Source organism: Pararhizobium capsulatum DSM 1112, assembly GCF_030814475.1.
Classification (GTDB): domain Bacteria; phylum Pseudomonadota; class Alphaproteobacteria; order Rhizobiales; family Rhizobiaceae; genus Pararhizobium; species Pararhizobium capsulatum.
Genome location: NZ_JAUSVF010000001.1, coordinates 3,228,790 through 3,240,806, shown reverse-complemented (window position 1 = coordinate 3,240,806; position 12,017 = coordinate 3,228,790). Strand labels below are relative to the sequence as shown.

At 60.5% G+C, this 12,017-nt stretch carries 12 protein-coding genes; 2 read left to right on the top strand and 10 right to left on the bottom strand.

Features of this window, described 5'->3' with window-relative positions:
* The first annotated feature begins 24 nt into the window (after positions 1–24).
* On the top strand, positions 25–1,251 hold the full coding sequence (locus QO002_RS15710; RefSeq protein WP_307231299.1) for an aromatic ring-hydroxylating oxygenase subunit alpha: 1,227 nt from the start codon (positions 25–27) through the stop codon (positions 1,249–1,251).
* 23 nt (positions 1,252–1,274) lie between these two features.
* Here QO002_RS15710 and QO002_RS15705 read toward each other — a convergent pair whose 3' ends face one another.
* Positions 1,275–1,793 (bottom strand): hypothetical protein, encoded by a 519-nt coding sequence (locus QO002_RS15705; protein WP_307231297.1) that lies wholly within the window; start codon positions 1,791–1,793, stop codon positions 1,275–1,277.
* Positions 1,794–1,951: 158 nt separating this feature from the next.
* Between QO002_RS15705 and QO002_RS15700 the strand changes: the two genes are divergently transcribed.
* Positions 1,952–2,452, top strand: a complete 501-nt coding sequence (locus tag QO002_RS15700; protein WP_307231294.1) for a YciE/YciF ferroxidase family protein — start codon at positions 1,952–1,954, stop codon at positions 2,450–2,452.
* A gap of 75 nt (positions 2,453–2,527) precedes the next feature.
* Here QO002_RS15700 and QO002_RS15695 read toward each other — a convergent pair whose 3' ends face one another.
* From QO002_RS15695 to lepB, 9 genes are all read right to left on the bottom strand, one after another.
* A complete protein-coding gene (locus tag QO002_RS15695) occupies positions 2,528–3,634 on the bottom strand; it encodes an ABC transporter substrate-binding protein (protein ID WP_307231292.1) in 1,107 nt (368 codons plus the stop codon).
* Between the two features lies 1 nt (position 3,635).
* Positions 3,636–4,376 carry a siderophore-iron reductase FhuF gene (gene fhuF / locus QO002_RS15690; RefSeq protein ID WP_307231290.1) on the bottom strand — a complete coding sequence of 247 codons (741 nt, stop codon included), beginning with the start codon at positions 4,374–4,376 and terminating at the stop codon, positions 3,636–3,638.
* Positions 4,377–4,618: 242 nt separating this feature from the next.
* Complete coding sequence (locus QO002_RS15685) at positions 4,619–6,046, bottom strand: gamma-aminobutyraldehyde dehydrogenase (RefSeq protein ID WP_307231288.1); 1,428 nt, start codon at positions 6,044–6,046, stop codon at positions 4,619–4,621.
* 15 nt (positions 6,047–6,061) lie between these two features.
* Positions 6,062–6,874 (bottom strand): ABC transporter permease, encoded by an 813-nt coding sequence (locus QO002_RS15680; protein ID WP_307231286.1) that lies wholly within the window; start codon positions 6,872–6,874, stop codon positions 6,062–6,064.
* Entirely contained in the window at positions 6,864–7,814 is a 951-nt protein-coding gene (locus tag QO002_RS15675) for an ABC transporter permease (protein WP_307231284.1), read from the bottom strand. The genes QO002_RS15680 and QO002_RS15675 overlap by 11 nt, the downstream gene beginning before the upstream one ends.
* Positions 7,811–8,809 carry an ABC transporter ATP-binding protein gene (locus QO002_RS15670; RefSeq protein ID WP_307233431.1) on the bottom strand — a complete coding sequence of 333 codons (999 nt, stop codon included), beginning with the start codon at positions 8,807–8,809 and terminating at the stop codon, positions 7,811–7,813. The genes QO002_RS15675 and QO002_RS15670 overlap by 4 nt, the downstream gene beginning before the upstream one ends.
* A 180-nt stretch (positions 8,810–8,989) precedes the next feature.
* Positions 8,990–10,150 (bottom strand): ABC transporter substrate-binding protein, encoded by a 1,161-nt coding sequence (locus QO002_RS15665; protein WP_307231282.1) that lies wholly within the window; start codon positions 10,148–10,150, stop codon positions 8,990–8,992.
* Between the two features lie 127 nt (positions 10,151–10,277).
* A complete protein-coding gene (locus QO002_RS15660) occupies positions 10,278–11,189 on the bottom strand; it encodes a LysR family transcriptional regulator (RefSeq protein ID WP_307231280.1) in 912 nt (303 codons plus the stop codon).
* A 55-nt stretch (positions 11,190–11,244) separates the two neighbouring features.
* Positions 11,245–11,955, bottom strand: a complete 711-nt coding sequence (gene lepB / locus QO002_RS15655) for a signal peptidase I (RefSeq protein ID WP_307231278.1) — start codon at positions 11,953–11,955, stop codon at positions 11,245–11,247.
* Positions 11,956–12,017 lie beyond the last annotated feature (62 nt).

Below are 12,017 nucleotides of genomic sequence, written 5' to 3'. Positions count from 1 at the left end.
CCGGTGATATCTTGGAGACGTCACATGCTCGCGCCCACGCAGGAAATCGCCAAAGGCGACCGCATCGATCAGCTCGTTGCCGCCCACAAGCCCGGCCATGGCCTCACGCGGCCGTTCTATCTCGATCCCGAGATTTACGCCCGCGATCTGGAGCGCGTGTTCTTTCGCCACTGGCACTGCGTCGCCCATGAGAGCGTCATCCCGAAGGTCAATGACTTCGAAGTTTTCCGCATGGCCTCCGAGCAGGTGATCGTCACCCGCCATGCCGATGGCTCGATCCATGCGATGCTGAATGTCTGTCGTCACCGCGGCGCTGAAGTCTGCACGAAGGACAAGGGCAATGCCCGCATGTTCGTCTGTCCCTATCACGCCTGGACCTATGGCAATGACGGCGCGCTCAAGGCGGCGAGGCTGATGCCGAAGGATTTCAAGCGCGAAGACCATGGGCTGAAGAAGCTGCATGTCCGCGTCGTCGAAGGGCTGATCTTCATCTCCTTTGCCGAGACTCCGCTCGATTTCTCCGAGGTGGAAAACCTGCTGCATGCCACCTGCGGACAATATGGCTGGGCGAATGCCAAGGTCGCCTATCGCCAGTCCTATCCGGTCGATGCCAACTGGAAGCTTGCCGTCGAAAACTACGTCGAGTGCTACCATTGCGGCCCGGCCCACCCGGAATATTCGCAGACCCACGCGCTGGAACAGCCGCTCCATATGATCGAGGCGCTGAATGCGGCGATGGAGGAGCGTACCTGTGCGCTCGGTATCGAGGTCGGCTCTGGTGATCACTGGCAGACCTCGGAAAATGGCCGGGAAACCATCCATGCCTTCCGCTACGCCCTCTATGACGGCGTGAAGACCGGCAGCCAGGACGGCTCGCCGCTCAGCATGCTGATGGGCCGTTTTTCCGAATTCGATGGCGGGGTGACCTCCGTCCACCTCGGCGGCACGTCATTCCTCGTGTGCTATCCCGATCATGGCATGATCTACCGCTTCGTGCCCAGGGGGCCGGAAGCCTGCGAGATGGAGCTGATCTGGCTCGTCAACGGCGAGGCGGAAGAGGGCCGGGATTACGATCTCGACAAGCTGAAATGGCTCTGGACCGTGACGACCGACGAGGACAAGGCTATTATCGAGCACACCTCGCGTGGCGTGCGCTCGAATTTCTTCGTGCCCGGCCCGATCGCGCCGATGGAGCAGAACGAGTTGCGCTACATCAACTGGTATCTCGACGAGATCAGCCGCCCGGTTTGATGCCCGGGTGAGTGAGGATCAGCCTACAGATTGTGCCCTGATACGCTGTCGATCCGCGTCGTCCAGCGCGGTGTGCGCAGGATTGGTCCGAGCCGGTTCGGAAACGTGAAGAAGGTGCTGATTGACTGGCTTTCTCCCGGGGGTACGCGCGCAAGAATAAGCGCGGTGTCCTCGCCGATCAGGCGGCACGGGGTTTCTGCACAATCTTCGAGGATGGCCGTCAGCTTGAAATAATCGAGGAAGGCGCCGCTGGTGTTGCGGACGGAGCCTGTGGCCCGGAAGCTCAGGTCGGTGCCGTTGCGCTCGAAGCCGAGGCCTTCCAAAACCAGTTGCTCCGGCGTGATGAGGGGAGCGGGCCGTTCCGTCGTTGGCTTAGATGCCGAATTGCTGTTGTCGTCTGTCAGCCAGATCACGAACGCGACCATGAGACCGATCGCCACAAATACGCTGAGTACCGGTTCGGCGAACCGCCGGAACCGCGACGAGCGCATGGCGAAATACACAATGAGAATGCCCGCCAGCGCAGGAATTATCCAGATCATTCAAAAGCCTCCCTGCGCAATATAGGGAGCAGGGCCGGGCGATGGAAGCCATGCATCAAGGCTATCAACGATTTCGCTTCGCGCAGGAACAATGTCCAGCCCATGCCGTTGTCTGTCAGTCGATGATCGACACCGTGACCATTAGGAGGACAACGGATATGGCCCAGAAGGGTTTGGAAGATCTGTTTTACGACATGCTCAAGGACGTCTATTATGCCGAGCGCAAGATCCTGAAGACATTGCCGAAGATGGCCAAGGGCGCGCAGAGCCCGAAGCTGAAGGCAGCCTTCGAGAAGCACCGCGAGGAGACCGAAGGCCAGCTGGAGCGCCTGCAGCAGGTCTTTGAAATCTTCGGCAAGCGCGCGGTCGGCAAGACATGTCCCGCTATCGACGGCATTGTCGAGGAAGGCGAGGAAATCCTGGAAGAATTCGCAGGCTCGCCGGCAATCGACGCCGGTCTCTTGGCCACGGCTCAGGCTGTCGAGCACTACGAGATGGCCCGCTATGGCACGCTGAAGACGTGGGCTGCAATGCTTGGCCTCAACGACGCGGTCAAGCTGCTTGACGAAACTCTGCAGCAGGAAGGCAAGACCGACCATGATCTGACGGCGCTTGCAGAAACATCGGTCAACGCAACGGCCCTCAAGAAGGCCGCTTGACCTGTATGTGCCTCCGCCACCTCGGTGTGTGGGCGCAACAATGGGCGATCGGGTTTCCCGGTCGCCTTTTTGCATTCACTTCAGGCTGATCCAATAAGCGCCGCGAAAAGGAACCGCGGCAAAGCGCTCGTTGATTTCTTTCAAGCTGTCATCCGGATCGACATCGGCGAAAATGTCCGGTCGCAGCCAATGGGCAAAGGCCTCGGCCGCGAGGATGTTTAGCGGAACTGCGTTGAAGAAATTCCACAGCCCGTGCACGCGGCCTTCTTGCACGCCCTTGAGATTGGCGAGGATGGGGTTCTTCACCGCCTCTCCCAACGTACGGCGAGCTTCTTCCGGATCGACCCCCGGGCCGACCGAGAACACGCTGTAGGTACCGCCTGGCGAGGCCGTCGCGATATAGACTTCCGGATCAGCGCCGATCAGGAATTCGCTGCTGACAGTGCCACCCTGGCGTGGCAGGTTCTTGTCGGCGATGTTGCGGCTGCCGGTGATGGCGATGAATTCGCCGAGGCCGCCGACGCCATAGGCGTAGCAGCAGCGATCCGGGTTCGGGAAGGCGTCCATCAGCACGGTGGGGCCGGGCTCGGGATGGGCGGCCACGCGGTCTGTTATCGTCTTCAGATGCTGCTCGTAGAAATCGGCAAACGCATTGGCCTGCTCGTCGCGCTCAAGGATACGGCCGAGAAGGCGCATATTGTCTGGCGTGTTCCTTAGTGCGTCGCTGTTGAAGTCGACGACGACGACGGGTACGCCGGTGCTTTCCATATATTCCATCGCGCGCTTGCCAAGCTCGGTCTCGGCCTGCCAGTTGGCCATGATCGCGAGATCGGCGTTCAGCGTCAGGATGGTTTCCATCGAAAGCCCTTCGCCGGTGCCGTTACCGATGATCGGCACATCCGCGAGCTTCGGAAATTTTTCGACGAAATCCGTGTAGATCTCCGGGTTGTCGCCCTTCATGTCGCCGGACCAGCCAGCAAGCAGGCTCACGGGATCGGGATCGATCAACGACAGGGCGATCAGATTGAAGCCACTGCCCAGCAGGATTGCCTTGGGCTTGGCCTTGATGGTCACGCTTCGGCCCATGGCATCGGTTACGGTCAGCGGCCATCGACCGTCAGCGAGCGATGGCGATGCAAACCCCAGGAGAAGGGCGACGAAGACAACGAGGAAACGGATCACCTTACTGCTTTCTTTGTTCGGGAAGAGCGCACAGCTCGCCGCAGCTCGGAATGCCCGGCAGCCTGTAGCGCAGGCAGCAAACCTTCCGACGGCAGATCGTCTGTTCGCCATGAGCTTCATGGCGCAAACAATTACGGAAGGGATTAAGCGTTCCGTCTGGAAGGAATTGCTCTTCGAAAAGCGCCTTTGAGGCCCACTTGCTCGCGTCAGAAGCTTCGCCGCGCGCCGTGGCATTGAAGGCGTAGTCGATGTAAACGGCGGCATTGTTCCAGGCAAGTCTCGGAGCGATGCCGCAATGGGCCTTCAAATGCTGGACGATCACGGTCAGATGATCGCGCACCAACGGGGCGACGAAGGACAGGAGATCATCATCGCTTCCTTCGTGCCATGAACCTTCACCGGGCAGACCAAAGGCGCGGGGCAATCCATCCTCGCCAAGCGCGATCGACATGGCTGCCATATCGACGGGCAGTTCCTGATGGAAGCGGCGGGCGACGATATAGGGAATGGTGAGTGCCGAGAAATAGTAGAGCGACCACATAGAAGCAATGGCGCGGCGGTCTGCGCCATCCTTGTCGGCGGCATAGGCGTCCAGCGCTTTTGTAAATGCCCCGGAGGAGAAGAATTCTGTCAGCGTCGTCGCGCCTTCCAGCTCCTCCGAGAGCATCATCTTCTCGCCGCACCAGGCGTGCTCGCCAGCAAAAACCGCCTTCAGGCTGGACGGCCCGAATGCGTTTTTCATGTCGTGTGAAGAAGCGATGCTCACTGCGCCACCGGATTCGAACAGCTGCCGCCTGCGGTCAGCTGTTCGTTCGAGATAAAAAGATGATTGCCTTTATCAAGAATTCAGGGGCGAAATCAATCCGTTTCGTTTCCGGTGGCGTTGGGCCGCTGGCCTCCCTCTTCTGCCGACTGGGAGAAGAGGGAGTAAGCAGGGCATCCTCAGAAAAATCCCCGAAACCGTCGCCCGGGGGATCAAAACCATCAGCCGTGATTGATCATGATGTGGCGAACGGCGGTGTAGTCCTCCAGCGCGTAGATCGACATGTCCTTGCCGTAGCCGGATTGCTTGACGCCGCCATGGGGCATCTCGTTGGTCAGCATGAAGTGGGTGTTGATCCAGGTGCAGCCATATTGCAGGCGGGAAGCCGCCTTCATCGCCTTGGAGATGTCCTTGGTCCAGACGGAAGAGGCAAGGCCGTAGTCGCTGTCGTTCGCCCAGCGGACGGCTTCGCCATCTTCCTTGAAACGGGTGACGGAGACGACCGGCCCGAAGACTTCCCGGCGAACGATCTCGTCGTCCTGGGTCGCGCCGGCAACCACGGTCGGCTGGAAGTAGAAGCCGTCCTTGCTGCCTAGCGCGCCGCCGGTGGCGATCTCGATGTGCTTCTGCTCGGTGGCGCGCTCGACGAAGCTTGCGACACGGTCGCGCTGGCGCTTGGAGATCAGCGGGCCGATCTCGTTTTCGGTGTCGTCGGCGAGGTTGTACTTGATGGTCGAGACAGCGGAGGAGAGGTCGGCGACCAGCTTCTCGTAGATGCCATCCTGCGCGTAGATGCGGCAGGCGGCGGTGCAGTCCTGACCGGCATTGTAATAGCCGAAGGTGCGGATGCCGGCGACCACGGCTTCGAGGTCGGCGTCGTCATAGACGATGACCGGAGCCTTGCCGCCGAGTTCGAGATGGGTGCGCTTTACCGTCTTCGCGGCGGCGGCAAGCACCTTCTTGCCGGTGGCGATGTCGCCGGTGATCGAGACCATCCCGATCTTCGGATGGTTGATCAGGGCATTGCCGACAGTCTCGCCACGGCCGAGGATGATGTTGACGACGCCTTCCGGCAGGATGCCTGCAAGCAGCTTCGCCATCTTCAAGGCGGTAAGCGGCGTCTGTTCGGAGGGCTTGAAGACGACCGTGTTGCCGCCGGCAATCGCGGGCGCCAGCTTCCAGGCCATCATCATCAGCGGATAGTTCCACGGCGCGATCGAGCCGATGATGCCGACCGGATCGCGGCGGATCATCGAGGTATGGCCTGCGAGATATTCGCCCGCGACCGGCGCGTGCATGGAGCGGATGGCGCCCGCGAAGAAGCGCCAGCAGTCGACGATCGCCGGCAGCTCGTCATTGCGCACGGCGTTGATCGGCTTGCCACAGTTGAGCGCCTCGAGCGCTGCGAAGGCATCGGCTTCGCTTTCGATGGCGTCGGCGATCTTCAGGAGGTAGCCGGAGCGTTCGGCCGGCGTGGTCGTCGCCCAGCTGTCGAAGGCTTTCTCGGCTGCGGCAACCGCCGCTTCGATCTGCGCGTATGATGCCTCCGGCAGATCGATGATCTTGCCGCCGGTGCGCGGGTTGAGGATCTGTTCCTCGGCTTCGGTGCCTGCTTCGAAGCGCGAGCCGATCAGGAGTTCGGTATCCATGTGTGTCTCCCTTGGTTATTTGCCGGCGCCGGCGATCTGGTCGCCGTCGCGGGTGAGGTAATAGGCCGCCAGGATCGGCAGGAAGGTGACGAGCACGACCACCATGGCGACCACGTTCGTCACGGGGCGCTGGCGCGGGCGGATCAGCTCTTCGAGCATCCAGATCGGCAGGGTGGATTGCTGACCGCCGGTGAAGGTCGTGACGATGACCTCGTCGAAGGATAGCGCGAAGGCGAGCATGCCGCCGGCCAAGAGGGCCGTGCCGATATTCGGCAGGATGATGTGGCGGAAGGTCTGGAAGCCATCGGCGCCGAGATCCATCGAAGCTTCGATCAGCGAGCCGGAGACGCGGCGGAAGCGGGCGACGGCATTGTTGTAGACAACGACGACGCAGAAGGTGGCGTGGCCGAGGACGATGGTCCAGAACGAAAACGGGATATCGGCCATCGAGAAGGCCGATCGCAGCGCAATGCCGGTGATGATGCCGGGCAGCGCGATTGGCAGGATGACGAGCAGCGAGATCGTTTCGCGGCCGAAGAAGCGCGTCTGGCTGACGGCGGCGGCGCAGAGCGTGCCGAGCACCAGCGCGATGGCGGTCGCGATGCTGGCGACCTTCACCGAGAGCGAGAGGGCAGCCCAGACATCCGGCCGGTTCCAGGTGACGGCAAACCATTGCAGCGTCAGGCCCGGCGGCGGGAACTGGTAGCTCTTTTCCTCCGTCGTGAAGGCATAGAGGAAGATGAGCAGGATCGGCACATGCAGGAAGGCGAGGCCGGCACCGGCGGCGATCTTCAGGGCGAGCGGAGCGGAGGAGCGGTCAGAGCGCATCGAAGGCCCCCATGCGTTTTGCCATCCAGAGGTAAAGCCCCATGATGACGATCGGGACGACGGTGAAGGCGGCGGCGAGCGGGATGTTGCCGGCCGTGCCCTGCTGGGCATAGACCGCCTGGCCGATGAACAGTCGAGAAGAGCCGATGACCTGCGGGATGATGTAATCGCCAAGCGTCAGCGAGAAGGTGAAGATTGAGCCGGCGACGATGCCCGGCAGCGCCAGTGGAAACAGCACATGGCGGAAAGTCTGGGCCGGATTGCCGCCGAGATCGGCGGAAGCTTCGATGAGGTTGCCGGGTACGCGCTCCAGCGACGCCTGGATCGGCAGGATCATGAAGGGCATCCAGACATAGATGAAGACGATGAAGGTGCCGGTGTAGCTGATCGACAGCGAGTTGCCGCCGACGATCGGAAGCGAAAGCCAGGCGTCGAGAACCCAGAGCAGATGCAGCTTGGCGAGCGCCCAGGTGACGATGCCTTCCTTGGCGAGGATCAGCTTCCAGGCATAGATCTTGACCAGATAGCTCGACCATAGCGGCAGCATGACACCGAGATAGAAGATCGCCTTCCATTTTCCCCTGGCATAACGCGCGGCGTAATAAGCGATCGGGAAGGCGATGATAGCGGAAGCGAGCGTCACCAGCGCCGCCATGACGACGGTGCGCAGGATGATGTCGAAATTGGCCGGGATCAGCAGTTGCTTGTAGGTCGCGAGCGTGAACTCGTAGTTGATGAGGCCCGAGAAATCATCGATCGAGAAGAAGCTCTGCAGGAGCAGGGCAAACAGCGAACCGAGATAGATGATGCCGAGCCAGAGGACTGGCGGCCCGAGCAGGATGGCGAGCAGAACATGCGGATGCCGCCAGAGAAAATCCGAGAGACGCCGGGTAAAACCTGATCGTTCCGGCAGGATGGATTGATGGGCTGCGGCGCTCATGCTTCCTCCATCACATGCAGGTCGTTGCGGGAGAAAGCGAGCGCGACGCTGGCGCCCTGATCGGGCACCGGCATCGCGGCCGGGGCGGAGACGATGATGCGCTGACCGTCGCAATCGACGGTGATGCGGTTGACCGCGCCGAGAAAGCTGCAGGCGACGACGGTGCCGGAAAGCGTCAGCTGTTCGGCCCAGGAGGTGCCGATCTGGATCGCCTCGGGACGCAGGCTGGCGGCCTGAGCGGCGATGCCGAGCCGGGCGCAGGTAGGGGCAGAAAGCACATTGGACGAGCCGACGAAATCAGCAACGAAGCGGGTCTGCGGGCGCTTGTAGATATCTTCGGGCGTGCCGAGCTGCTGGATCTTGCCGTCGTTGAAGACGGCGATGCGGTCGGCCATCGACAGCGCCTCGCCCTGGTCGTGGGTGACGAAGACGAAGGTGATGCCGAGGGATTTCTGCAGGCTTTTCAGCTCTTCCTGCATCTGCTCACGCAGCTTCAGGTCGAGCGCACCGAGCGGTTCGTCGAGCAGCAGCACTTTCGGACGGTTGACGAGCGCGCGGGCGAGCGCCACGCGCTGCCGCTGGCCGCCGGAAAGCTGGCCGGGTTTGCGCACGCCGTAACCCGGCAGCTTGACCATGGCGAGCGCATCTTCCGCCGCCTTGCGCCGTTCCTCGCGTCCGACGCCCTTGACCATCAGTCCGTAGGCGACGTTGTCGAGGATCGAGAGATGCGGGAAAAGGGCATAGTCCTGAAATACGGTGTTGACGTTGCGGCGATAGGGCGGCACGCCCTCGGCCGTCTCGCCGAAGATTTCGATATGGCCATCCGTCGGCTGCTCGAAGCCGGCCATTAGCCGCAGGCACGTGGTCTTGCCTGAGCCAGAGGGGCCGAGCATGGCAAAGAATTCACCCTCGGAGACCGAAAGATCGACACCATCGACGGCACGCACGCTGCCGAAGTGTCGGGATACTTTCTGGAAGAGAACGGCGGCGGTCATGGGTGCTCCGGAATTCGGTTTGTTGCCCTTCATCCGCCCTCCTTTTAGAGAAGAAGGGCGGGCACCTTCTCCCCGTAAACGGGGAGAAGGGACAAGCGGCATACTCTGTCGTCCCCTCTCCTCGTTTTGGGGGAGAGGGTTAGGGTGAGGGCATTCTTTCAGGTTTAAAAGCTACCGGACTTACCGGCCGCCGATCACGCCGATATAGTCCGAAACCCAACGGTGATAGGGCACGCACTCGCCCTGGCTTTCGCACTTCGACGTCGGGGTCTTCCAGAAGCTGATCTTGTCGAAGTTGTCGAAGCCGTTGGTGGAGCAACCTGCGTCGGTCAGCAGTTCATTGCCCTTGCAGGCAGCAGGGACGGATGGAACCGCGCCGAACCAGGCAGCAGCGTCGCCTTGCACCTTGGCCGAGAGCGAATGCTCCATCCATTTGTAGGCGCAGTTTGGATGGGCGCTTTCGGCATGCAGCATGGTCGTATCCGACCAGCCGGTGACGCCCTCTTCCGGGAAGGTCGAGGCGATCGGCAGCTTTTCGGCCTGCATCAGGTTGACCTGGAAGGGCCAGGAGCCGGAGGCGACGACGCCTTCGTTCTTGAAGTCGTCGATCTGGATCATGGCATCGTGCCAGTAGCGGCCGACGAGCGTGCGCTGGACACGGAGCAGATCGAGGGCTGCCTTGTACTGGTCTTCGTTCAGCTCGTAGGGGTCCTTGATGCCGAGTTCCGGCTTGTGGGCCTTGAGGTAGAGGGCGGCGTCGGCGACGTGGATCGGGCCGTCATAGGCCTGGATGCGGCCCTTGTTGGACTTACCGTCCGGCAGGGTCATTTCTTCGAAGACGACGTTCCAGCTCTTGGGCGCTTCGCCCTTGAAGGCTTCGGTGTTATACATCAGGACGTTCGGCCCCCAGAGATAGGGGACGCCGTAATGCACGCCTTTGACGGTGTTCCAGGGCGCGCTCTGCAGGCGCTCATCAACGGTCTTGAAGCTCGGGATCAGGTCAGTGTTGATCGGCTGGACGCGCTTGCCGGCAATCAGGCGCAGCGATGCGTCACCTGAGGCGGTGACCAGATCGAAGCCGCCTTCGTTCATCAAAGCGACCATTTCATCCGAGGTGGCGGCCGTCTTCACGCTGACCTTGCAGCCGGTTTCCTTCTCGAAGGAAGTGACCCAGTCGTAGTTCTTGTCAGTTTCGCCGCGCTCGATGTAACCGGCCCAGGCAACGATCGAAACTTCGCCTTCTCCAGCGCCGATCTCTTTCAGCGGCTCCTGGGCAAAGGCATGGGCGGTAAAGGTGAAGGACAGGGCAAGCGCAGTGCACGAATGAAGGTGACGCTTCATTTTCAGTCTCCCGGTTTGTCCGCTTCAAGGCGGTATTGTTCCCGGATGAAAAGGTGCCTTGGTTTTGGCGCATTCGCAAATTCATTAATCAGAAAGGTGATATCGGAATTTCCGATATCAGTCGAATTTACCGGTTTCTTCCGCTCCTCAACGCCTCGGCAACCCCGATGAAATCCTTCGCCGATTGCGGCAGTCCGGAGCCTTTGCGCCAGACCATGCCAACCTGCACGACCGGCAGAGCGCCGGAGACATCGCGGCTTTCGATCCGGTCGCCTTCCAGCGACCAGGGGCGGTAGACGAGATCGGGTAGCAGCGCGATACCGGCACCGGTGGCGACGAGACTGCGCACGGCTTCCACCGAGCGGGTTCGGAAGGCGACATGGGGGCGGGCGCCGAGCGCGCTCAAGAGCTTGCCGGTGTTTTCCTCGATTTCATCGACCGTGAGCATGATCAACGGCTCCTTGGCGATATCGGCAACCGAGATGATATCGGCCGATACCAGAGGATGCCCGAGGGGCAACCAGAGGCGATAAGGCGAGGTTTCGATGATCTCGGCCTGCAGCGCCATGCGATCGCGCAGGTTGGAGATGACCATGACGGCGACATCCAGCTCACCGCCGATCAGCAGGTGTTCGAGATAGGAGCCGTTGTCCTCGATGGCGCTGACCTCGACGCCGGGGCAGGCGCGGCGATAACGGGCGAGCAGGTCGGAGAGCACATAACCGGCGACCAGCGATGTGACGCCGAGATTGAGCTTGCCGCCGGTGCGCGATTCTTTTTCTTGTGAGAAGGAGCGCCGCGCATCGGAGACGCCAGCGAGAATTTTGGTGGCATGACGGAGGAACTGGTGGCCGTTGTGGGTGATGTGCAGGCCGCGCGGATGGCGCTCGAAAAGCTCGACGCCGAGATCTGTCTCCAGCTCCTTTACCGCTTCTGTGATCGAGGATTGCGAGATCGAAAGATTTTGCGCCGCCCGCGTCACCGAGCCCTGCTCGGCAACGGCGATGAAATACTGGAGTTGTCGGAGAGTGAAGGCCATTGGGCTATCGTTAGACGGAGACCACGGGAACAGCAACTGACTTCATCAGGCCTGTTCATTCAATCCATTGGTGACGCATCAGAGCCTGCCTGTTGAAGAGAACAAGGCTGGCTTTACCGATAATATAGTCTTCTGGCACGAAACCCAGATCGAACCGGCTGTCGTTGCTGTTATCCCGGTTGTCACCCATCATGAAATAACTCTCCTGGGGAACGGTGATTTCATCCATGTTATCGCCCATTCTGTCGTCGGAAGCTTCAAGGATGTTATGAAGCAGACCGTTTGGAAGCATTTCGGTGTAGGCGGGAATTTGCTCTCCATACTCGCCAGGTTCCAGGAAGGGGGCTGCTGCCATGCGTGGTACGAGTACATCGTTTAAATAAAGGCGCCCTTCCGTCAGGCGAACGCGGTCATCCGGCATGCCGATGATTCGGCTGACAATTGCACTTGCAGGATTGTTTGGGTTGATAAAGGCGACCACGTCGCCTTGCTGCGGTTTGACCTCCAGTCGCGCTCTTCCATCGGAGCCCGCGAAGTAGGGGCTTCTGAACCCGTATGCGGAATTGCTGGTAAAGATGTAATCGTCAACCCAAAGGGTTGGATACATGGTGCCGCTGGAAATTGAGAATGGCTGAATCCAGAAGGTTCGCGCGAGCAAGGGCGCGCCTCCCAATGCGATAAATCCGGTGAAGAGAAGTGGCGGGCCGAGGAAAACGACCGACAGAGAAATTGCTAATATCCAGAAATACTTCCTAGTTCTACCCACGGATAACCTCTTGCATTTGCTCTTATAAATAGCATTTACTTAATGAATCGAATTTCTATTTA